Raw genomic sequence first — 22,770 nt, 5'->3', positions numbered from 1 at the left:
AAGCGCAGCTCGAAACAGTCCCGAAAGGCAGCCGCCGATGGCCCTGAACCGCTTTCCGTATCGCCTGGCCCTGGGCGCGCTCGTCGGCCTGCTGCTGGCTGGCTGCACCAACAAAGACAGGCTCGCGACCGGTGCTCTTCCGGACGATTACCGCACCCGCCACCCGATCGTGCTGACGGAGGGCGAGCGGACGATCGACATTCCCGTCGCCTCGGGCGACACGCGGCTCACTCAGGGGACCCGCGACGTCATCCGCGGCTTTGCCGCCGAATATCGGAATGCGTCGAGCGGCGTCATCCAGATCATGCTGCCGCGCGGATCGGTGAACGGCCATGCCGCGCAGATCGTCCGCAAGGATATTCGTCGCGTGTTGGCAGCGGGCGGCGTGTCCCCGAAGAAGATGATCGAAACCACCTATGACGCCTCCGTGACGGGCGATGCCGCACCGATCCGCCTGAGCTATGTCGCGATAACTGCGCAGACCGCACCCTGCGGCGCGTGGCCGGAAGATCTGGCGCTGAACACGCTGGAAAACCGCAACTACTACAATTTCGGCTGTGCCACCCAGTCCAATCTCGCCGCTCAGATTGCCAATCCGACGGATCTCGTCGGCCCGCGCCAGATGTCGCCGATCGACGCCGAGCAGCGGGGCCAGGTGATCGACAGCTGGCGCGGCACGGAAAAGGGCGACGGCGGAACCACGATCGTCTTCAACTGAAACGGGCCTTCAAGGAAAAGCGATGAACGCGATTGAATACACGATCGAAAGCGGCGCTGCCGGCGATTGGCCCGCGGACGGGTCGCGCCCCGGCGACCTCGAGCAGCTCCGGCCCCTGCCGCGCATCTCGATCCACGCCTTCTGCGAAAGCGAAGCGGTGCAGCGACTCATGGAGCGTTGCGGCCAAGACCGCCGTATGGCGAAGGTCAGCCTTCGCATCACCGGTGGCGGCATCGCCGCCGCCGCGACCACTTTTACCAGCGTCTCGACGCCCAATCTGATCATTCTCGAAACCGCGGCCGAGACCGGCTCGCTGCTTTCGGAGCTGGCGCCGCTCGCGGAGGTCTGCGATCCGAGCACCAAGGTCATCGTCATCGGCCGCCATAACGACATCGCTCTCTATCGCGAGCTGATCCGCAACGGCATTTCCGAATATATGGTCGCGCCGGTCGGGATGGCGGATATGCTGAGCGCCGTCTCGGCGATCTTCGTGGATCCGGAGGCGGAGCCGCTCGGACGCAGCCTTGCCTTCATCGGCGCGAAGGGCGGCTGCGGATCGTCGGTCATCGCCCATAATTGCGCCTGGGGCATTTCCAATCTTTTCTCGACCGAGACGATCCTTGCCGATCTCGATCTGCCTTACGGAACCGCCAATATCGATTTCGATCAGGACCCCCCGCAGGGGATCGCCGAGGCCGTATTCGCACCGGATCGGCTGGACGAGGTCTTTCTCGACCGGCTCCTGACCAGATGCTCCGATCATCTGTCGCTGCTCGCCGCCCCCTCCATGCTCGACCGCGCCTATGACTTCGAGACGGGTGCGTTTCAGCCGATCCTGGAAGTTCTTCAGCGCAGCGCGCCCGTATCCGTTCTGGACCTGCCGCATGGCTGGACCGACTGGACCCGCTCTGTGCTTTCCGCGGCCGACGAGGTGGTCATCACCGCCGCCCCGGACCTGGCAAGCCTCAGAAACGCGAAGAACTTGCTCGATGCCTTGAAGAAGTTGAGGCCGAACGACAAGGCACCGCATCTCGTGCTCAACCAGGTGGGCGTGCCCAAGCGTCCGGAGATCGCTCCCGATGAGTTCTGCGCGTCGCTGGAGATCGAAGCCGCAGCGATCATTCCGTTCGATGCGGTCCTCTTCGGCAATGCCTCCAACAGCGGACGCATGATCGCGGAGATCGACCGGAAGTCGCCGGCCGCCGAGACCTTCTCCCAGCTGTCCCACCTCTTGACCGGGCGCACCACCGTCAAGAAGGCCAGACGGGGCGGCCTCGGCAAGGTTCTGGCGAAGCTCGGCAGGCGGTAGCGGACTATTTCCGATCCCGCACCCGAAGGGGCGGAGATCGATGAAGCAACTGGAATGAAGTGATGTTTGGCAAACGCGGAAATGAAGGTTCTGGCAAGGGTGGTGCGCGCGGCTTCTCGCCTGCGCCCCCGATGCCCGCGGTCCAGCTGGTACCGGTGGAGCGTGCCGCCGCGCCCGTTCTCGGCGAAACGATCGCTGCGCCATCCCGCCCGCAAGCGGCGGCGCCGCCTCAGCGGCGCCGAGCGCCGAGGGCGGAAGATTATTACGACACGAAATCGCAGGTCTTCTCCGCGCTGATCGATACGATCGATCTGTCGCAGCTCTCCAAGCTCGATATCGAGAGCGCCCGCGAGGAAATCCGCGACATCGTCAATGATATCATCACCATCAAGAACTTCGCGATGTCGATCTCGGAGCAGGAGGAACTGCTCGACGACATCTGCAACGACGTGCTCGGCTACGGACCGCTGGAACCATTGCTCGCGCGCGACGACATCGCCGACATCATGGTCAACGGCGCCGGGCAAACCTTCATCGAAGTGGGCGGCAAGGTCGAGGAATCGGAGATCCGGTTCCGCGACAACGGGCAACTGCTGTCGATCTGCCAGCGCATCGTCAGCCAAGTAGGCCGCCGCGTCGACGAATCGAGCCCGATCTGCGATGCGCGCCTGCCGGACGGGTCACGCGTCAACGTCATCGCGCCGCCGCTCGCGATCGACGGTACGGCGCTCACCATCCGCAAGTTCAAGAAGGACAAGCTGACGCTGGAGCAACTGGTGCGCTTCGGATCGATCACGCCCGAGGCCGCCGTCCTGCTGCAGATCATCGGCCGCGTCCGCTGCAACATCGTCATTTCCGGCGGCACCGGCTCCGGAAAGACGACGCTGCTCAACTGCCTGACGCGCTATATCGACAGCACCGAGCGGATCATTACCTGCGAGGATTCCGCCGAATTGCAACTGCAGCAGCCGCATGTCGTCCGGCTCGAGACGCGCCCGCCGAACATCGAGGGCGAGGGCGAGATCACCATGCGCGACCTCGTGAAGAACTGCCTGCGCATGCGCCCGGAGCGCATCATCGTCGGTGAAGTGCGCGGCCCGGAAGTCTTCGACCTGCTGCAGGCGATGAACACCGGCCATGACGGTTCGATGGGAACGATCCACGCAAATACCCCGCGCGAATGCCTGAGCCGCATGGAATCGATGATCGCCATGGGTGGCTATACCCTGCCGGCCAGGACCGTTCGCGAGATCATCTCCGGCTCGGTGGACGTGATCATCCAGGCCTCGCGCCTGCGTGACGGATCGCGCCGGATCACCCACATCACCGAAGTCACCGGCATGGAAGGCGACGTGATCATCACCCAGGACCTGATGCGCTACGAGATCGACGGGGAGGACGCCAATGGCCGCATCGTCGGCCGCCACGTCTCCACCGGCATCGGCCGGCCGCATTTCTGGGACCGGGCCCGTTACTTCAATGAGGACAAGCGGCTCGCGGCGACCCTCGACGCGATGGAAAAGCAATAGGCGAAACGGCTGCGGTCCCGCCGCTCCGAGTAAAGGACAGACCGAGCGATGTTCGGCATAGACATCACCGTCCTGGGATTGGCCGGCCTCGTCGCCCTGGCGGCGGCAGCACTCGCCTATGGTGTGCTCTATCCCCGTATCGAGACAGAGAAAAAGGCGGAAGGCCGCCTGCGCCGGGTCAGCGCCTCGGAGACGGACCGCACCAAGATCAAGGCGGCGCGCGACCGCGTCAACGAGATGTCGAAGCGTCGCAAATCCGTTCAGGATTCCCTGAAGGACCTCGAGAAGAAGCAACAGGAAAAATCCGCCAATGCGGCGCCTTCGATGAAGAAACGCCTGCTGCAGGCCGGTCTTTCGATATCGATCGCGCAGTTCTATCTGTTCAGTGCGCTTTTCGGGTTGCTCGCCTTCCTTGTCGTCCTCCTGGCAGGGGCCGGACTGATCATTGCCGCAGGCGTCGGCCTGATAGGCGCGGCCGGCCTGCCGCGGTGGATCGTCGGCTCGATGGTCAAACGCCGTTGCAGAAAGTTTCTCGACGAGTTTCCGAATTCGCTCGATGTCATGGTCCGGTCGATCAAGTCGGGGCTGCCGCTGAACGACGCCTTGCGGCTGATCGCGAGCGACGGGCAGGAGCCGGTCAGGACCGAATTCCGCCGTGTCGTCGAGTCCCAGCAGGTGGGTCTCAACGTTCCCGAAGCCTGCGCCCGCATGATTCACAGCATCCCGCTGCCGGAAGTGAACTTCTTCGCGATCGTCATCGCCATTCAGGCGCAGGCGGGTGGCAATCTGTCCGAGGCGCTCGGCAACCTCTCCAAGGTCCTGCGCGAACGCAGGAAGATGAAGGCGAAGGTCAGCGCGCTGTCGATGGAGGCCAAGGCGTCCGCCTGCATCATCGGCGGGCTGCCCTTCATCGTCGCAAGTCTCGTCTATCTGACTTCGCCGGACTACATGATGATTCTCTTCACCGACCCGCGCGGCCACATCATCATGGGCGCTTCCGCCGTTTGGATGAGCATCGGCATCTGGATGATGCGCAACATGATCAACTTCGACATCTGAGGATCCCGTGGCCGGCTGGATAGAGACGCTTACCGATCTGAACATCATCGTCGCGGCGCTCGCCTCGATGGCCGTGCTCGCCACGTTCTATTCGCTCGTGGCGCCCTTGCTCGAACGGGGAGACCTCGCGAAGCGGATGAAGTCGGTCGCCACCGAACGGGAGCAGATTCGCGCCCGCGAGCGCGCCCGGCTCAATGCCGAGGCGACCACCGGCAGGGCAAGCCTCAGGGCACAGCACAACACCTCGGTCCGGGAGATCGTCGAGCGGCTGAACCTCAGGAAGGCTCTGGTGGACGACAACACCGTCAACCGCCTGAAGACGGCCGGCTATCGCTCGCAGAACGCGCTCAACACCTTCCTCTTCGCCCGCTTCTGCCTGCCGTTCCTGTTTCTGACCGTTGCGGTTCTTTATATTTTCATGCTCGGAAATTTTGCCGATAAGCCGATCATGGTCAGGGTGTCCTTCGCCATCGGATTCGCCTATGTCGGCTTCTACGCGCCGAACATCTTCATCGCCAATGCGATCTCCAAGCGCCAGCAGTCCATTCGCCGCGCCTGGCCGGACGCGCTCGATCTCCTGCTCATCTGCGTCGAGTCCGGCGTCTCGATGGAACTCGCCATGCGCCGCGTCGCCGACGAGATAGCCGTGCAGTCGCAGCCGCTGGCGGAGGAACTGGTGCTGACGACCGCGGAACTCTCCTTCCTGCCCGAAAGGCGCATCGCGCTCGAAAATCTCGGCATGCGCACGGGTCTCGATGAGGTGAAATCGGTGACGCAGGCGCTGATCCAGGCCGACCGCTACGGCACGCCCGTCGCTCAGGCGCTGCGCGTTCTGGCGCAGGAGAGCCGCGACCAGCGCATGACCGCCGCCGAGAAAAAGGCGGCCGCACTGCCGCCGAAGCTGACGGTGCCGATGATCCTGTTCTTCCTGCCGGTCCTCGTCGCCGTCATCCTCGGCCCCGCCGGGATACAGGTGGCGGACAAGTTTTAGGATGGAAAGGCAAAGGTGGTTTAACCGCCCTTGAAAGGGACTGCCGCCTTTACCGGCTGTACTGCCTCACCCTAGCCCCTCTCCCCCGTGGAGAGAGGGGAGTGGAGAGGGCGGCATATCCCTTCTCCCCGCCTGCGGGGAGAAGGTCGCGGCAGCGGGATGAGGGGCGCGTGCCGCCACCCTTGCAGGTGGCGGTGCCGGCCGGTCAAGCTTCAATCCGCCTTCGCCGCATCCGCCTTTGCCAGCTGCTTCCACGCGCCCTGCTGAGACAGCATGGAGCGAAGATAGGCGACATTGGCCTCCGCCTGCTCGGCTGTCAGTTCCTGGCGGGCGATGACCTCCGCTTCCTGGAAGCGGCCCTGCAGGCCGACGGCAAGCGCGAGGTTCTGGCGCACGCTGCTGCCGGCATCCGGTTGGCTCGCCGCGGATTTGAGGTAGGTCTCGGCCGTCCGCAGATCCTTCGAGAGCAAATAGGACATGCCCAGATTGGAGAGGACCGAAGGCTCGTTGGGCTTGAGGTCCAGAGCCTCGCGATAGCGCAGCCGTGCCTCGGCGGAGCGGCCGAGCTGGTCGAGGATGGCGCCTTCCGCGGATTTCAGCTTCCAGTCGGGCCGGTCCGGCGTCTGGGCACGGCTGATCGTTGCGAGCGCCTGTTCCAGCTGACCCGCTGCGGCCTGGGCCTTGCCGTAGGCTCCGAGCACCTCGCGATCCGCCGGATGGTAGATCGCCACCTGTTGCATGACGGCAAGCGCCTGTTCGTTGCGGCCCGTCATGCGCAGGAGATTGGCGTAGTTGAGCCCGGCCTCCCGATCCTTCGGATTGCGCTCATAGGCCTTGCCGATGCGTTCGGCGGCGGCAGCGAGTTCGGTCGCGTTCATCGACTGCACCGGCCTCGTGAGCTTCGGGATAGATCCGGTCGTCAGCTCCTTCCTGCCCTGTTGTCCGGCGCAGGCGGAGAGCGACAGCGCCACCATCGCAACGGCAACCCCCGTTGCGAGGCGGCAAAGGGATAAGGAGAAAGTGTATTGCATCGTCATCGAAGCCCCAGCCATCCAGTCCTGCACCGGAACTCCAGACAAAAGCGGCGCAACTTTCACTCCAGCAATAATCTGTTAACCCTAACGGAGCGTTAATCGCACCTGTTCGCATCCGCCAAGCGAGGATTCCAATGGCTCCCTATCAGTTCATCGAGCGGCCATCGCCGTTCAACACCAGCAACGGCAAGACGCTGCCGATCTTTGCGGTGACGCCCGCGCATATAGAGACGGGGAGCATCGATCCGATCGCGCTCGATTGGGCGAAGAAGGCCGGCTTCAAGGCGGAATCCGGCGCGGTGCTGCTGATCCCCTCGGCCGATGGTCATCTCGGAGGCGCGCTGTTCGGGCTCGGCGCCAACCCGTCCGACACGCCCTTCCTGACCGGCAAGCTCGCCCGGGCGCTCCCGGCCGGCAAATGGCACATCGAAACGGCGCCGCTCACCGCCAATCGGCTGGCTCTCGGCTACGGCCTCGGGTCCTACCGCTTCGAGCGCTACAAACCCTCGAAGACGGACGCGCCGACGCTGCTCATTCCGGCCGATTCGGATGCGACCGATATCAAGCGGCAACTCGCCGGCGTGTTCCTGGCGCGCGACCTGATCAACACGCCGACCAACGATATGGGACCGGAAGCGCTGGAAACCGCATTCCGGGCGCTGGCCGCCCATTACAAGGCCGACGTATCGGTGATTTCTGGCGAAGCCCTGCTGACCGAGAACTTCCCGCTCGTCCACACGGTCGGCCGCGCCAGCGCCGAAGCGCCGCGGCTGCTTGAAATGCGCTGGGGCAGGAAGGGCCACCGGCAGGTGACGCTCGTCGGCAAGGGCGTCTGCTTCGACACCGGCGGGCTGGACATCAAACCGGCGTCCTCGATGCTGCTCATGAAGAAGGACATGGGCGGCGCTGCGAACGTCATGGGCCTTGCGCTGATGATCATGGATGCAAAGCTCAAGGTGGATCTGCGCGTGATCATTCCAGTGGTCGAGAATTCGATCTCGGCGAATGCCTTCCGTCCCGGCGACATCTACAAGAGCCGCAAGGGTCTGACAGTGCAGATCGACAACACCGACGCGGAGGGACGGCTGATCCTCGCCGATGCTCTCGCCTATGCGGACGAGGAGAAGACGGACCTCGTCATCGACATGGCGACCCTGACGGGCGCCGCCCGCGTGGCGCTGGGGCCGGACCTGCCGCCCTTCTTCACCGACGACGATGACCTCGCCCATGATCTTGCCGAAGCGAGCCTGGCCGTGGACGATCCGGTCTGGCGGATGCCGCTCTACAGGGGCTATGACAAGGATGTTTCCGCCCGCATCGCCGATCTCACCAACGCCCCCTCGGGCGGCATGGCCGGCTCGATCACGGCGGCGCTGTTCCTCAAGCGTTTCGTGACGAACGCGAAAAGCTGGGTCCATTTCGACATCTTCGGCTGGGCACAGTCCGAGCGCCCGCATTCGCCGATCGGCGGTGAAGCTCAGGCGATCCGAGCGCTTTACCATCACATCGGCAGGATAGCGGGGTAGCCGTTCGCGCGATCGAGCCACAAAAGAAACGCTTGCGTAACGATCGCCGGCTATGCTCCCGGACAGGTGATCCACGCAGGAGTTTCCTTTGCCGGTCGAACTTACCCCTTCTCAGGCGCTGGGGCTCTGGCATGCCGTGTCGCTCGAACAGGTGCGCGTCGACAGCCGCGATCTGACCTTGCGCCAGATGGCGATCCTGTTACAGATTTATCTCGTGCCGCCGCCCCATACGGTGCGCGGCCTCGCCGCGGCGCTCGGGGTGACGAAGCCGGTGATCACGCGCGCGCTCGACACCATGGGTGCGCTCGGCCTCGTCGACCGGATTCGCGACGAGCGCGACAGGCGCAACGTCATCATCAAGCGCACCGTCGAGGGCGCGCTTTATCTTGAAAAGTTCGGCGATCTGATCATCGATCAGGGCCGGAAAATGTGAGCTTATCCATGTCCGAGGTCCTCGACCGCCGCCTGAATGCCTATCGCGAGGATCTCGCGGAGGAACGCCTGCGCGGCATGGTCGAGGCAAAGCGCTTCGTGGAAGGCACGTCGGCGGCCGTATCCGTGCCGGTGACGCCGCTGCGGTCGAGGCCGGAGGCCGGCTGCGGTACCGATACGGAGCTTCTCTATGGCGAGACGGTGCGCGTGCTCGACGTCGCCGACAGATGGGCGTGGGTGAAGTCCGACCTCGACGGCTATGTCGGCTACGTACCGGAGGATGTGGTGCAGCCCCCGCAAGCGCCGGCGACGCACCTCGTGGCGGTGCCGAGGACGTTCGTCTATCGCGGCGCGGATCTGCGCTTTCCCCAGGCCTTTGCCCTTTCCATGGGAAGCCGGATCGCCGTCTCCGGTGAGGCCGAGACGCGCGGCACGCGCTATTTTCTGCTGGATGGCGGGCTGGCAATCGTCGCCGATCACTGCATCCCTGCAACCGGCGCGCTTACGGATGATTATGTCGCAATCGCGACCCGCTTTCTCGAAACGCCCTATCTCTGGGGTGGCCGCTCCGGCTTCGGCATAGACTGTTCCGGCCTCGTGCAACTCGCGATGCAGATGGCGGGGCGCAATGCGCCGCGCGATTCCGACATGCAGGCAAGCGGACTCGGCCGCCCCATCGAGCGCGAAGATCTCACGCGCGGCGACCTCGTCTTCTGGAAGGGCCATGTGGCGATCATGGAAGACGAGAAGACCCTGGTGCATGCCAACGGACACACGATGACGGTGGCGCGCGAAGGTCTCGAAGATGCCATCCGGCGCATCGCGTGGCTTTACGCGCAGCCGACGGGATACCGGCGGCCCTGATCCCCGGACTTTGCGGCTTTCTTGAGCCGCAGCCGCCCCTCATCTGCCTGCCGGCACCTTCTCCCCGCAGGCGGGGAGAGGGGGTGAGGGTGAGGGGCGGTCGCTGCGCTCCGCGCAATCAATAGCCGGCTAGCTTATCCACCACATGCTCCAGAGGCAGCCCGCGCTCGAAGCGCGCGATCTGGTGCTCCACATGCACAAAGAGCGCCCTGACGTCGGACGAAGCGGCGACATGCGGCGTCACATAGACATCCGGCATGTCCCAGAAGCGGCTTTCCGGGGAGAGCGGCTCCTGTTCGAAGACGTCGAGCGATGCGCCTCCGAGAACACCGGAATCGAGGCAGTCCAGAATGTCGGCCTCGACCTGACTGCCGCCACGGCCGGCATTGATGAAAACGGGCGCTCCGAACGGCCCCTTCCGGCTGAGCTTGGCGAAGAGGGCGGCGTTGAAGATACCCTTCGTATCCGGCGTCAGCGGCAGCAGGCCGACGAGAAAATCCGTCCTGCCGAGAAATGCGTCCAGTCCGGCGGCGTCGTAGGTCTCTACACCCTCGACCACCCGTTTGCTTCGCGACCAGCCGATCACCTTGAAGCCCATCACGGCGAGCTTGCGGGCGGAGTCCTGGCCAAGCACGCCCATGCCCATGATGCCGACCGTCACGTCGGCTGCTTCCGGCTGGCTGAGGTCGCGCCATTCGTGCTTCTTCGCCAGCGCCTCGTAGGCGCGGTGCTGGCGAAGATGCAGGAGGCACTGCATCACCACCCACTCGCTCATCCGCGTCGTCAGCGTCCGGTCGACGAAGCGCACCAGCGGCACGTCGGGCAGGCCCGGCAGCGTCAGCACGTGGTCGACGCCGGCGCCGCCGGAAAAGACCACCTTGAGATCGGGGGCGCGGGAGAAGAGGTCAGGCGCGGATTTCCAGACCACCGCATAGTCGATGCCGGAGAGGTCACGCCCCTGATGCGCCGGGTCGGCGAGATCGATCACCTCGCGGCCGGGAAAGGCGCCCGCAAGGGCGGCTTCGACCTCCTCGGGGATGAATTTCAGGTCGACGATTACGGGGCTTCTGGCGGACATGGACGCAACTCTACTGATGAATGGCGGCGAGATTGACCGCTTCGAGGTTGAAGGCGGCGGCCATCAGCGCCTTGGTATAATCTTCCGCCGGCGCCTCGAAGATGCGCTCGGCGGGTCCCTGTTCCACGACCTTGCCGAGCCGCATGACGATCACCTCGTTGGCGAGCGCGCGCACGACCCTGAGGTCATGGCTGATGAAGAGATAGGCGAGATTGTGCTTGCGCTGGAGATCGCGCAGGAGATCGACCACCTGGGCCTGCACGCTCATGTCGAGGGCGGAGGTCGGCTCGTCGAGCATGACGAACTGAGGTTTCAGCACCATCGCCCGGGCGATCGCGATGCGCTGGCGCTGGCCGCCGGAAAATTCGTGCGGATAGCGCCAGCGCGTCGCGGGATCGAGGCCGACCTCTTCCAGTGCTGCGGCGACGCGCTGATCGCGCTCGCCGTCCGTCAGCGCCTTCTCGTGGATCTTCAAACCCTCGCCGATAATATCGGCGATCGACATGCGCGGGCTCAGCGATCCGTAAGGGTCCTGAAACACCACCTGCATCCGGTTTCTGAGCGGCCGCATCTCGCGGAAACTGTAGGCGTCGATGTCTTCCCCGACGAAGGCGATGCGGCCCTTGGACGAGATCAGTCGCGTCAGCGCAAGGCCGAGCGTCGTCTTGCCGGAACCGGACTCGCCGACCACGCCCAGCGTCTGGCCGGCGCGGAGCGTCAGGTCGATGCCGTCCACCGCCTTGACGTGGTCGACCACCCGGCGCAGGAAGCCCGCCTTGATGGGAAACCAGACTTTCATGTCCTTGGCTTCGATCACGATCGGCCTGGAGGCGTCAGAGGGGGGCGGTTCGCCCCGCGGCTCGGAGGCAAGCAGGTGGCGGGTATAGGCGTGCTGCGGATTGGCGAAGATCTCGGCGGTCGGTCCGGTCTCGACGATCTTGCCCTTGGTCATGACGCAGACCCGATCGGCGATCTTGCGGACGATGCCGAGGTCGTGGGTGATGAACAGCATGGACATGCCGTGCTCGTCCTTGAGCGACTTCAAAAGCTCGAGGATCTGCGCCTGCACCGTGACGTCGAGCGCCGTCGTCGGCTCGTCGGCGATCAAGAGCTCCGGCCGGTTGGCGAGAGCCATGGCTATCATCACGCGCTGGCGCTGGCCGCCCGAAAGCTGATGCGGGTAGGCGCCGAGCCGCTTCTCCGCTTCGCGAATACCGACCTGCTCGAGGAGCTCCAGCGTTCTCGCGCGGGCGGCCGCACCCTTGAGTTGCTGGTGGATTTCCAGGATTTCGCCGATCTGCTGCTCGATCGTGTGCAGCGGATTGAGCGATGTCATCGGCTCCTGGAAGATCATGGTGACGTCGTTGCCGCGGACATGCCTGAGCTCGTCGTCGCTCGCCTTCAGGAGATCCTTCCCGTTGAAGAGGATTTCGCCGCTCGGATGGCTTGCGGCGGGGTAGGGCAGGAGCTTCAGGATCGAGTTGGCGGAGACGGATTTGCCTGAGCCGGACTCTCCGACCAGCGCCACGGTCTCGCCGCGCCTGATGTCGAAGGAGATGCGGTCGACAGCAAGCGAGGTTTCGCCGCCCTGGTGGAAGGCGACGGAGAGGTCGCGCACGGAAAGGAGGGTATCTGTCATCGTCGCGCTCACCGGAACGTCTTTCTCGGGTCGAAGGCGTCGCGCGTCGCCTCGCCGACGAAGATCAAAAGCGACAGCATGATCGACATGGCGAAGAAGGCGGTCAGCCCCAGCCAGGGCGCCTGCAGGTTGGACTTGCCCTGCGCGATCATCTCGCCGAGCGACGGGGAACCCGGAGGCATGCCGAAGCCGAGAAAGTCGAGCGAGGTGAGCGTGGTGATCGAGCCCGAAAGAATGAAGGGCAGGAAGGTGAGCGTCGCCACCATCGCGTTCGGCAGCAGGTGACGGTACATGATGGTGCCGTTGCCGACGCCGAGCGCGCGCGCCGCGTTGACATATTCGAAATTGCGGGCGCGCAGGAATTCGGCCCTGACGACGCCGACGAAGCCGACCCAGGAAAAGAGCAGCATGATGCCGAGCAGGATGAAGAAGCCCGGCGGCAGGATGGCGGCGATGATGAGCAGGATGTAGAGCACCGGCATCGACGACCAGATCTCGATGAAGCGCTGCATGAGCAGATCGGTCCAGCCGCCGAAATAGCCCTGCACGGCACCGGCCGAAACCCCGATCACCGCCGAGGCGATGGTCAGTGCGAGGCCGAATAGGACCGAGATGCGAAAACCGTAGATCATCCGCGCCATCACGTCGCGGGCCTGGTCGTCGGTGCCGAGCCAGTTCAGGTTGCCGGCTATGCATCCGGGGTCGTCGGCCCCTTGCGGATAGGCGGAGCAGCGCTCTTCTTCGCTCATCAGCCAGAAAGGGGGCGTCGGCGCCGAATGGGGGATGCTGGAATTGACCGTCTGGTAGGAATAGCGGATCGGCGGCCAGACCATCCAGCCGTTCGCCTCGATCTCGTCGCGGACGAAGTCGGACCGATAGTCGGTCTCGGCGAGGAAGCCGCCGAATTTCTCTTCCGGATAATCGATCAGCACCGGGACCAGGATCTCGCCCTTGTAGGAGGCGAGGATCGGCTTGTCGTTGGCGATGAATTCCGCGAACAGACTGAGTCCAAAGAGGAGAAGGAAGAGCCACAGAGACCAGTAGCCGCGGCGGTTGGCCTTGAAATTCTGCCAGCGGCGGCGCCCGATCGGCGTGAGCCAGCCCTTTTCCGGCGCGCCGGCATAGGCGGTAGCGGTGCTCATCAGACGTCCCTCCGCTCGAAATCGATGCGCGGGTCGACCCAGGTGTAGATGAGGTCCGAGACGAGGCTGACGACAAGGCCCATCAGCGAATAGATGAAGAGGGTCGCGAAGACGATGGGATAGTCGCGTTTTACGACCGCGTCATAGCCGAGCCGCCCCAGCCCATCGAGCGAGAATATGTATTCGATGAGCAGCGACCCGGTGAAGAAGGCGGAGATGAAGGCGCCGGGAAAGCCCGCAATGATGATCAGCATCGCATTGCGGAACACATGGCCGTAGAGAACGCGCCGCTCGGTCAGGCCCTTGGCCCGCGCCGTCGTCACATATTGTTTCTTGATCTCGTCGATGAAGGAATTCTTGGTCAGCAGTGTCGTGGTCGCGAAGGCGGAGAGCAGAAGCGTGATCAGCGGCAGCGTCATGTGCCAGAAATAATCGAGGATCTTCTCGTACCAGGGAAGCTGGTCGAAATTGTCGGAGACGAGGCCGCGCAGGGGGAACCAGTCGAAGAAGGATCCGCCCGCAAACAGCACGATCAGGAGAATGCCGAAGAGGAAACTCGGCACCGCATAGCCAACGATGATGACGCCGGAGGTCCAGACGTCGAAGGTGGAACCGTCGGAGACCGCCTTCTTGATGCCGAGCGGGATCGAGATCGCATAGGAAAAGATCAGGATCCAGACCCCGAGCGAGATCGAAACCGGCATTTTCTGGATGATGAGGTCGATGACCGGCGTATTGCGGAAGAAGCTCTCGCCGAAGTCGAAGCGGATATAATCCCACATCATCGTGACGAAGCGCTCGAGCGGCGGCTTGTCGAAGCCGAACTGCTTTTCGAGCTTGGCGATGAAATCGGGATCGAGCCCTTGCGCCCCGCGATACTGCCCGCCATCGCCGCCGCCGCTGGGCACGAGGTCGCCGGCATTGCCGGAAAGCCTGTCGGAGCCGGCCGCGTTGGTGAGGTCGGAGATCACCTGCTCCACCGGCCCGCCCGGCGCGAACTGCACCACGGCGAAGGAGATGGCCATGATGCCGACGATCGTCGGGATCATCAGCAGAAGCCGGCGCAGGATATAGGCACCCATCAGGCGAACCTCGGCAGAGTGGCGCCGCCGATCGTCGCGATCCGCGAGGCTCTGGCTTGCCGTCTATGTCGTCTCAATGGCCCAACTCCCTGGCGTGGTCGAATCCGCCGGCTCGTTTCCGTATTTGAGTGATTCGGTATTCGCATTTGGAATCGACCGGAGCCCCGAGCGCAAGTGCTTCATTTGCCGACGGCACTCTTGAACCACCATACGTCGGGGAAGCCGATGGAGTATTTCGGTAGTTCGGCGGGGCGCTCGAACTTATCCCAGTAGGCGATGTTCGCCTTCAGCTTGTAATAAAGCGGTACGACGTAGTTGTGCGCGAGGAGCACGCGATCAAGCGCTTTGGTAGCAGCGACGAGCGTTTCCCGGTCCTCGGCGAAGATCACCCGTTGGATCAGCTTGTCCACGCCCGGGTCGGCGATGCCCGCATAGTTTCGCGAGCCTTCGCGCGAGGCGGCGCTGGATCCCCAATAGTCGGCCTGCTCGTTGCCCGGGCTCAGGGTCTGGCCCCAGACCTGCCAGGTCATATCGTAGTCGAAGGTCCGCTCACGATTTGTATATTGCGAGGCATCGACCGTGCGTACGCGCGCCTCGATGCCGATTTTTCTGAGGTTCTGGGCGTAGGGCAGGGCAGCGCGCTCGAGTGCGGGACTGCTCAAAAGGATCTCGAAGGAAAAAGGCCGGCCCGTTGCCGTATCGACCATGCGATTGCCCTTGAGCTCGAAACCGGCCTGCTTCAGGAGTTCGATCGCCTTGCGCAGGTTGGCGCGCGCCTGCTGTGGCGTGCCGTTTACAGGGTTTGCATAGGGAGTGGTGAACACTTCCGGCGGAACGAGGTCTTTCACCTCGTTCAGGATTTCGAGTTCCTTGCCTTGCGGCAGCCCGGAGGAGGCAAGCTCGGTACCGAAGAAAAAGCTGTCGACGCGCTGATACTGGTTGAAGAAAACGGTGCGATTCAACTCTTCGAAGTCCAGCGCATAGTTCAGGGCCTGCCGTACCCTCTCGTCGTCGAAGGGCTTGCGGCGCATGTTGGGCACCATGGCCTGCATCACGCCAGTCGCGCGGAAGGGGTTAGGCACTTCCTCGCGCTTTACCTTTCCTTCCTTCGCGGCCGGAAAATCGAAGCCGGTCACCCAGCGCACGGCCTGATTTTCGACCCAGTAGTCGACGTTTCCGGAGCGGAAGGCTTCGAATTCGACATCGCGATCGCCGAAAAAGGAATAGGTGATCGAGTCGAAATTGTTCTGGCCGACATTGACGTTGAGCGAGGCGCCCCAATAGTCCGGCCGCCGTTCATAGCGGATCGTGCTGCCGGGAGAGAAGGATGCGATGCGATAGGGACCGGAACCCATGACCGGCTCCAGTGTCGTCCGTGATATGTCGCGCGGCTTGCCGTCCGCTCCCGTGCCTTCCCACCAGTGCTTCGGCACGACCAGAATCTGCCCCAGAATGAGCGGCAGTTCGTGGTTGTTCTTTTCGTCGAAACGGAAAGTGACGTCGCGGTCGCCGGTTTTCTCCGCCGCCACCACGTGCCGGTAGTAGCTCTGGTAGAGCGGATTCAACTCCTTAGCCCGTTCGAAGCTGAAGACGACATCTTCGGGCGTGACGGGTTTTCCGTCGGCCCATTTCGCTTCCGGCCGCAGACGGAAGGTCGCCGAGGAGATATCCTCGGGGAAGGATACGCCTTCTGCGAGAAGTCCGTAGGCGGTGGAAATTTCATCGTCGGCCGACTTCAGGAGCGTGTCGAAGACGAGCCCCAGCCCGATGGCGACTTCCCCTTTGACGAGAAGCGGATTGAAGGTATCGAAGGTGCCCGCTTGCGAAAGCCTGACGTCGCCGCCCTTTGGTGCGTCGGGGTTTACATAGCTGAAATGCTCGAAGCCGGGTGCATATTTGAGCTTGTCGACGAGCGACAGGCCGTGATGCCAGGTCGGTTCCTGCGCGTGTCCGGTTTGCGGCAGTAGGAAGCAGATTGCCAGACATGCGGCCACGAGGTTCGTTCTTACAGTACCGCCAAAATCCAGCATGCCAGCCGTTTCTCCTTTAGTTACCGCTGATCCTCCCGATGAGAATAGGCGAAATCAGGGCAATTGACAGGACCTGCCAAAAAACAGGCTGATTTCTTCGGTCACATCCCGGTGAGTCGCAAGCTTGATGCAACTGCGGCGAATCAGGATAGGAGAGGTCGGCGGCTTCCGCTGCAAGATCATGGGGAATGGAATGAGATTTGATGCGCGGGCTGCGCTTCGGCGCTGCGGTTCGACCGTCCTGGCTCTGATCATGGGGGTGAGCCTCGTCTCCGCCGAGGCGGCTGCAAACGACGCTCCCCCGGCCAAGGAACTCTTCGGCGCCAAGGACCTGCCGATGCAGGCGGCGCCGGCTTCGTTCGGCTTCTACTCCAAGGGTTGCCTTGCCGGCGGGGTCGCCATCCCCACCGACGGCCCGACTTGGCAGGCGATGCGCCTGTCGCGAAACCGCCGCTGGGGGCATCCCGCGATGATCGCTCTGATCGAGCGCTTCTCCCACGATGCCGTCGAGAAGATCGGCTGGCCCGGCCTTCTGCTCGGCGATATCTCGCAGCCGCGCGGCGGGCCGATGCTTTCGGGTCACGCTTCGCATCAGATCGGGCTGGATGCGGATATCTGGCTGACGCCGATGCCGCAGCGGACGCTGAGCTACCAGGAGCGGGAGACGATTTCCGCGACGTCCATGCTCGACAAGAGCAAGTTTCTGACGGTCGATCCCTCCATCTGGACACCCTCTCACGCCCGGCTGATCATGATGGCGGCGAGCTATCCGCAGGTCGAGCGGGTCTTCGTCAACCCGGCCATCAAGAAAAAGCTATGTGAAACCTGGAAGGGCGACCGCTCGGCGCTCGGCAAGGTCCGGCCGATCTACGGCCACGACTATCATTTCCACATCCGGATCAAATGCCCTGAAGGCTCCAAGGGCTGCAAGGACCAGGCCGTGGTTCCGGCGGGTGACGGCTGCGACAAGTCGCTCGCCTGGTGGTTCACGGACGAGCCCTGGGCAAAGCCGACCCAAAAGCCGGCCGCGAAGCCGCAGAAGCCGAAATTCGCGACTCTTGCCGATCTGCCGAAGGCCTGCGCCGTCGTGCTGAACGGTCCGGCACCCGCTTCCGAACAGGAGGCGACCTACAGCACCGCCTATCGCGCTCCTGCCGCCACTCCGGCTGCCGCGACCAGCATAGAGGCCGTAATCAGCGCGGCAGGCGAAGGGCTGCCCGCGAACATTCCCGTACCCCTGCCGCGGCCGGGCCTGCAGTAGCGCCATTGCAATTTGCCGATGCTCATGTATAGGCGTTCAATCGATTTAAATCGGTTCGCATGAGTGCGCCTGCTGCATCTGTGCGCCATGAACTTGCCGGGGGGCTCTCGCATGGCAGATCGGAAATGTCTCGCCCTGATCGCCCATGATCAGAAGAAGGATGACCTCGCGTCTTTTGCCAAGGCGAACGAGGCGGTCCTCTCCAAGTGGAAGATCGTCGCCACGGGGACGACCGGCGGACGTGTCCTCGACGTGTGTCCGGCGCTCGACATCGTCCGGCTGAAGAGCGGTCCCCTCGGCGGCGACCAGCAGATCGGCGCGCTGATCGCCACGGGAGACGTGGACTGCCTGATCTTCTTCGTCGATCCGTTGACGGCCATGCCGCACGACGTCGACGTCAAGGCACTGATGCGGCTCGCGATCGTCTATGACATCCCTATGGCGCTCAACCGCGCGACTGCCGAGCAGTTGATCGACTTCAGGCGCAACTGATACATAAACCCCGACATTCACGCCGCGATCAGGACGGACCTCTGCCATGGCCAATGCGAGTGAACACAGCTTTCCCTTCCCGATCCTGATCGGCGACATCGGCGGCACCAATGCCCGGTTCGCATTGCTCATCGACGCCTACGGCGAACCGAAGCAGCTTGCCCCGATCAGAACGGGCGATTTCGCCACGATCGAGGAGGCGATGCAGAAAAGCATCCTCGACAAGACCTCCGTCCAGCCGCGCTCGGCGATCCTCGCCGTAGCCGGGCCGATCAAGGGCGACGAGATACCGCTGACGAATGCCGGCTGGGTGATTCGCCCGAAGGACATGCTGGCCAGCCTCGGACTGGAGGACGTGCTGGTCATCAACGACTTCGAGGCCCAGGCGCTCGCCATTGCCGCGCCGGCCGATCAGGATGTCGTTCAGATTGGCGGCGGCGCCGTCCGGCCCTTCCATTCGCGCGTCGTGCTCGGCCCGGGTACCGGTCTGGGCGTCGCTGGACTGGTCTATGCGCAGCATACCTGGATACCCGTGCCCGGCGAGGGCGGCCATGTCGATATTGGCCCCCGAACGGAGCGCGACTTCCGGATCTGGCCCTTCCTCGAACCGATCGAGGGACGTATGGCCGGCGAGCAGATCCTGTGCGGCCGCGGCATCATGAATCTCTATCGCGCGGTCTGCGCAGCCAATGGCGAGGAAGCGGTTCTTGCGGATCAGGCGGCAGTGACGACGAGCGCCCTGTCCGGCGCCGATGCGGCGGCGGTCGAAACCGTGTCGCTCTTTGCGACCTATCTCGGGCGCGTTGCCGGCGACATGGCGCTGATCTTCATGGCGCGCGGCGGCGTGTTCCTTGCCGGCGGCATTTCGCAGAAGATACTGCCGGCGCTGACGAAGCCCGAATTTCGCGCCGCCTTCGAGGACAAGGCGCCGCATTCGGCGTTGATGCGGACGATTCCGACCTTCGCCGTCATTCATCCCATGGCGGCGCTCTCCGGCCTCGCGGCCTTTGCCCGCACGCCGAGGGACTTCGGTGTTGCAATGGAGGGACGCCGCTGGAGAAGGTGACGCTGCGGCCGGCGCAGAGACTCGCCAAAACGGCAGCAAAGCACTATAGAGCCCCCGAAAGCGATGCCGGGGTGCGGTACGCGAGCGGGCTCAGGGAAGACGGGCTTATTGAACGCCAAAGATAGAAACAAGCGCGCAGTCGATTCCGAAACGATCACGGGAATCCTCAGGCGCGTCATCGCCGAGAACGGCCGCGACCACATTCGTGGCTATGCTTTCGCAATCGCATGCCTTGTCGTGGTGGCGGCGACGACCGGCTTCACCGCCTGGATCATGGAGGCGGTCGTCAACGAGGCTTTCGCCAACAGGCGCGCCGACATCGTGCTCCTGATCTGCGGTGCGATCTTCGCCGCCTTCGTCCTCAGGGGGCTTGCGACCTACGGGCAGGCGGTCGCCCTTTCCAAGATCGGCAACAACATCGTGGCGCGCTATCAGCGCCGGCTTTATGCGCATCTGATGGCGCTCAGCGTCGGCTATTTCCACGAGCACCGCTCGGCCCAGCTCGCCGCCAAAGTCAGCCAGAACGTCAGCGGCATCCGCGACGTGCTCAACATGACGGTCACGTCCGTCGCCCGCGACCTCCTGACGCTGATCGGCCTGGTCGTGGTCATGTTCAGCAAGGACTGGCTCCTGTCGCTGATCGTCTTCTTCGTCGCGCCGCCATTGCTCCTCGGGCTCCGCTACATTTCCAGACGCCTGCGCCTGGCGACGCGCGAAGCCGTCGAGGTCAACAGCCGGGTTCTCGGCGCCATGCAGGAGACCATCCAGGGCATCACCATCGTCAAGGCCTTCACGATGGAGAACGAATTGCGGCGCAAGGTCGAGTCGATCATCGATCGTGCCGAGAACCGGGCAAACCGCATCGCGCGCCTGAGCGAGCGCACGGCGCCGATGACCGAGACCTTCGCGGGACTGGCGATCTCCAGCGTGCTTGCCTATGCGGCCTTCCGCACGATCTATCACAACGTGCCGCCCGGAGCGTTCTTCGCCTTCGTCACCGCCCTGCTCATGGCCTATGATCCGGCTCGCCGTCTCGCGCGCCTGCAGGTTTCGCTGGAACGCGCGGCCGTCAATGCCCGCATGATCTACGAGATTCTCGATACGGTGCCGCACCAGCGCGACCGTCCGGACGCCACCGAGCTGAGGCTCGGCGAGGCGACCGTCGAATTGCGCGACGTGCGCTTCGCCTATGGCACCGGCGACGAGATCCTCAAAGGCGTCAGCTTCCGTGCGGAGGGCGGCAAGACCACCGCCCTCGTCGGCCCCTCGGGCGCCGGCAAGTCGACCATCATCAGCCTGATCCCGCGCTTCTACGATCCGATGTCCGGCGAGATCCTGATCGACGGCCAGAATATCGCCGGCGTCACCAAGCAATCGCTTCGGGCGGGCCTCGCCTATGTCTCGCAGCAGCCCTATCTTTTCGAAGGCTCGATCCGCGACAACATCCGCTACGGCCGGCCCGATGCGACCGATGCCGAGATCGAGGAAGCGGCGCGGCTGGCCTATGCGCATGATTTCATTCTGGCGCAGCCGCAGGGTTACGATACGCCCGTCGGCGAGCATGGCGTGACGCTTTCCGGCGGCCAGCGTCAGCGCCTGTCGATCGCCCGCGCACTCGTCCGCAACGCGCCCGTCTTGCTTCTGGACGAGGCGACATCGGCGCTCGACACCGAGTCGGAAGCCGCCGTCCAGAAGGCACTCGAAGAGGCGATGAGCGGCCGCACCGTCATCGTCATCGCGCACAGGCTTTCCACCGTCGTCAACGCCGACAAGATCGTCGTCATGAAGGAGGGTACCGTCGTCGAGGAGGGCTCCCATGAGGAGCTTGCGCGGCGTCCTGACGGCCTTTACGCTCGCCTCCACAATCTCCAGGGCAGCGGAGCGGATACGGTCGCCGAGGCCCAGATCCTGTAGCACAAGGAATTTCAGATGAACGAAACGGACATGAAGCTCGTTGTGGTCGGCGCGGCCGGCCGTATGGGCCAGACATTGATCCGGATCATTCACGAGACGGCCGGGGTGCGCCTTCATGCCGCGATCGAGCGGACCGGATCGCCCTTTATCGGCCGGGATGCCGGCGAGCTTGCCGGTGTCGGTCCGATGGGGGTCGCGGTTACCGACAAGCCGCTCGAAGCCTTTGTCGAGGCCGAGGGCGTCCTCGACTTCACGGCCCCCGCCGCCACGGTGGAATTCGCCGGCCTTGCGGCGCAGGCACGCATCGTCCACGTGATCGGCACGACCGGCTGCTCGGCGGATGACGAGGCGAAGATCCGCGCCGCCGCCCGTCATGCCCGCGTCGTCAAGTCGGGCAATATGAGCCTCGGCGTCAACCTTCTCGGCGTGCTCACGGAAAAGGCGGCGCGTGCGCTTCCGGCCCGGGGTTGGGACATAGAGATCCTCGAAATGCACCACAAGCACAAGGTCGATGCGCCCTCGGGCACGGCACTGCTTCTCGGCGAAGCGGCGGCCAAGGGGCGCGGCATCGATCTTGCGGATCACTCCGTGCGGGTCCGCGACGGCCACACCGGTGCGCGGCCCGAAGGGTCAATCGGTTTTGCGACGCTTCGCGGCGGCTCCGTCATCGGCGAGCACTCGGTTGTGATTGCCGGAGAGGGTGAGATTGTCACGCTTTCGCACAGCGCGACCGACCGCTCCATCTTCGCCCGCGGCGCCGTCGCTGCCGCCCTCTGGGGCCGCAGCCAAAAGCCCCGCCTTTACTCAATGCTCGACGTTCTCGGGCTCGACTGACATCCGATAGTTCACAATGAGGAAATCGAAATGAGCGGCACCCTCGTCCTTGTCCGGCACGGCCAGAGCGACTGGAACCTGAAGAACCTCTTCACCGGCTGGCGCGATCCCGACCTCACCGAGCTCGGCATCGAGGAGGCAAAGGCCGGCGGCAAGGCGCTTGCCGATTACGGCATCAAGTTCGACATCGCATTCACCTCCGTCCTCATCCGGGCCCAGCGTACCTGCCAGCTCGTCCTCGACGCCGTCGGCCAGTCGTCGCTCGAAACGGTCCGTGACCAAGCCTTGAACGAGCGCGACTACGGCGACCTCTCCGGTCTCAACAAGGACGATGCCCGGGCGAAATGGGGCGAAGAACAGGTCCATATCTGGCGCCGCTCCTACGACGTGCCGCCGCCCGGCGGCGAAAGCCTGCGCGACACCGGCGCGCGCGTCTGGCCCTATTACCTGACCGACATCCTGCCGCGCGTGCTTTCGGGCGAGAAGGTGCTCGTCGCCGCCCATGGCAACTCGCTACGCTCTCTCGTCATGGTGCTGGACAAGCTGACCAAGGAGCAGATCCTCAAGCTCAATCTCGCGACCGGAGTGCCGATGGTCTACAAGCTGAACGCGGATTCGACGGTCGCTTCGAAGGAAGTGCTCGGGGATATGTCCGGGGCGCATTGAGGGCGCTTGATGGCAGGGGTTTTAACCCCTCCCGAACCCCTCCCCAAAAGGGGCTGGGGTTCGGGAGGGGCCTGTTTCCTACCCCATCATACCAGGAATGCTCC

At 63.9% G+C, this 22,770-nt stretch carries 20 protein-coding genes; 14 read left to right on the top strand and 6 right to left on the bottom strand.

Translation table 11 applies throughout. The features are described from left to right. The first annotated feature begins 37 nt into the window (after positions 1-37). The 5 genes from AC6CIG_RS13860 (at position 38) to AC6CIG_RS13840 (ending at position 5,606) form a co-directional block, all read left to right on the top strand. Positions 38-718: a CpaD family pilus assembly protein gene (locus AC6CIG_RS13860; protein ID WP_127708765.1), complete on the top strand. Its 681-nt coding sequence runs from the start codon at positions 38-40 to the stop codon at positions 716-718. Positions 719-740: 22 nt separating this feature from the next. Then, a complete protein-coding gene (locus AC6CIG_RS13855; RefSeq protein WP_018093776.1) occupies positions 741-2,027 on the top strand; it encodes a CpaE/TadZ family protein in 1,287 nt (428 codons plus the stop codon). A gap of 62 nt (positions 2,028-2,089) precedes the next feature. Beyond that, positions 2,090-3,556: a TadA family conjugal transfer-associated ATPase gene (locus AC6CIG_RS13850; RefSeq protein WP_018093777.1), complete on the top strand. Its 1,467-nt coding sequence runs from the start codon at positions 2,090-2,092 to the stop codon at positions 3,554-3,556. 48 nt (positions 3,557-3,604) lie between these two features. Beyond that, positions 3,605-4,615 (top strand): type II secretion system F family protein, encoded by a 1,011-nt coding sequence (locus AC6CIG_RS13845; protein ID WP_127708763.1) that lies wholly within the window; start codon positions 3,605-3,607, stop codon positions 4,613-4,615. 7 nt (positions 4,616-4,622) lie between these two features. Next, positions 4,623-5,606, top strand: a complete 984-nt coding sequence (locus AC6CIG_RS13840) for a type II secretion system F family protein (RefSeq protein WP_498322827.1) — start codon at positions 4,623-4,625, stop codon at positions 5,604-5,606. A 212-nt stretch (positions 5,607-5,818) separates the two neighbouring features. Here AC6CIG_RS13840 and AC6CIG_RS13835 read toward each other — a convergent pair whose 3' ends face one another. Then, positions 5,819-6,643 carry a tetratricopeptide repeat protein gene (locus tag AC6CIG_RS13835; RefSeq protein WP_127708759.1) on the bottom strand — a complete coding sequence of 275 codons (825 nt, stop codon included), beginning with the start codon at positions 6,641-6,643 and terminating at the stop codon, positions 5,819-5,821. 131 nt (positions 6,644-6,774) lie between these two features. On the opposite strand from AC6CIG_RS13835, the gene AC6CIG_RS13830 reads away from it, so the two are divergent. The 3 genes from AC6CIG_RS13830 (at position 6,775) to AC6CIG_RS13820 (ending at position 9,462) form a co-directional block, all read left to right on the top strand. Further along, positions 6,775-8,166: a leucyl aminopeptidase family protein gene (locus AC6CIG_RS13830; protein ID WP_127708757.1), complete on the top strand. Its 1,392-nt coding sequence runs from the start codon at positions 6,775-6,777 to the stop codon at positions 8,164-8,166. Between the two features lie 88 nt (positions 8,167-8,254). Continuing rightward, positions 8,255-8,599, top strand: coding sequence for a MarR family transcriptional regulator (locus tag AC6CIG_RS13825; RefSeq protein WP_018093782.1), 345 nt, complete (start codon positions 8,255-8,257; stop codon positions 8,597-8,599). Positions 8,600-8,607: 8 nt separating this feature from the next. Further along, complete coding sequence (locus AC6CIG_RS13820) at positions 8,608-9,462, top strand: C40 family peptidase (protein WP_127708755.1); 855 nt, start codon at positions 8,608-8,610, stop codon at positions 9,460-9,462. Between the two features lie 118 nt (positions 9,463-9,580). Here the strand turns inward: AC6CIG_RS13820 and AC6CIG_RS13815 are convergent, their stop codons facing one another. The 5 genes from AC6CIG_RS13815 to AC6CIG_RS13795 form a co-directional block, all read right to left on the bottom strand. Beyond that, on the bottom strand, positions 9,581-10,540 hold the full coding sequence (locus AC6CIG_RS13815) for a 2-hydroxyacid dehydrogenase (protein ID WP_127708753.1): 960 nt from the start codon (positions 10,538-10,540) through the stop codon (positions 9,581-9,583). Positions 10,541-10,550: 10 nt separating this feature from the next. After that, positions 10,551-12,179, bottom strand: coding sequence for an ABC transporter ATP-binding protein (locus AC6CIG_RS13810; RefSeq protein ID WP_100670054.1), 1,629 nt, complete (start codon positions 12,177-12,179; stop codon positions 10,551-10,553). A gap of 8 nt (positions 12,180-12,187) precedes the next feature. Continuing rightward, positions 12,188-13,321, bottom strand: coding sequence for an ABC transporter permease (locus tag AC6CIG_RS13805; RefSeq protein WP_018093786.1), 1,134 nt, complete (start codon positions 13,319-13,321; stop codon positions 12,188-12,190). Beyond that, positions 13,321-14,403 (bottom strand): microcin C ABC transporter permease YejB, encoded by a 1,083-nt coding sequence (locus tag AC6CIG_RS13800; protein ID WP_127708751.1) that lies wholly within the window; start codon positions 14,401-14,403, stop codon positions 13,321-13,323. The genes AC6CIG_RS13805 and AC6CIG_RS13800 overlap by 1 nt, the downstream gene beginning before the upstream one ends. 179 nt (positions 14,404-14,582) lie before the next feature. Then, positions 14,583-16,433 (bottom strand): extracellular solute-binding protein, encoded by a 1,851-nt coding sequence (locus AC6CIG_RS13795; protein ID WP_127708749.1) that lies wholly within the window; start codon positions 16,431-16,433, stop codon positions 14,583-14,585. Between the two features lie 193 nt (positions 16,434-16,626). Here AC6CIG_RS13795 and mepA point away from each other — a divergent pair, with 193 nt between their 5' ends. The 6 genes from mepA (at position 16,627) to AC6CIG_RS13765 (ending at position 22,666) form a co-directional block, all read left to right on the top strand. Further along, positions 16,627-17,694, top strand: a complete 1,068-nt coding sequence (mepA, locus tag AC6CIG_RS13790; protein ID WP_127708747.1) for a penicillin-insensitive murein endopeptidase — start codon at positions 16,627-16,629, stop codon at positions 17,692-17,694. 111 nt (positions 17,695-17,805) lie between these two features. Then, positions 17,806-18,186, top strand: a complete 381-nt coding sequence (locus tag AC6CIG_RS13785) for a methylglyoxal synthase (RefSeq protein ID WP_018093790.1) — start codon at positions 17,806-17,808, stop codon at positions 18,184-18,186. Positions 18,187-18,232: 46 nt separating this feature from the next. After that, the gene (locus AC6CIG_RS13780) at positions 18,233-19,252 is read left to right on the top strand and encodes a glucokinase (RefSeq protein ID WP_437411862.1); all 1,020 of its coding nucleotides are present in this window, start codon (positions 18,233-18,235) and stop codon (positions 19,250-19,252) included. A 108-nt stretch (positions 19,253-19,360) separates the two neighbouring features. Then, entirely contained in the window at positions 19,361-21,166 is a 1,806-nt protein-coding gene (locus tag AC6CIG_RS13775; protein ID WP_100669905.1) for an ABC transporter ATP-binding protein, read from the top strand. A 15-nt stretch (positions 21,167-21,181) separates the two neighbouring features. Continuing rightward, entirely contained in the window at positions 21,182-22,000 is an 819-nt protein-coding gene (gene dapB, locus AC6CIG_RS13770; RefSeq protein ID WP_437408048.1) for a 4-hydroxy-tetrahydrodipicolinate reductase, read from the top strand. Positions 22,001-22,030: 30 nt separating this feature from the next. Continuing rightward, the gene (locus AC6CIG_RS13765; protein ID WP_018093794.1) at positions 22,031-22,666 is read left to right on the top strand and encodes a 2,3-bisphosphoglycerate-dependent phosphoglycerate mutase; all 636 of its coding nucleotides are present in this window, start codon (positions 22,031-22,033) and stop codon (positions 22,664-22,666) included. Positions 22,667-22,770 lie beyond the last annotated feature (104 nt).

Source organism: Sinorhizobium sp. GQ132 (assembly GCF_059758575.1).
Note: the sequence above shows the minus strand (reverse complement) of the source record. Positions and strands in the feature narration are given on the sequence as shown.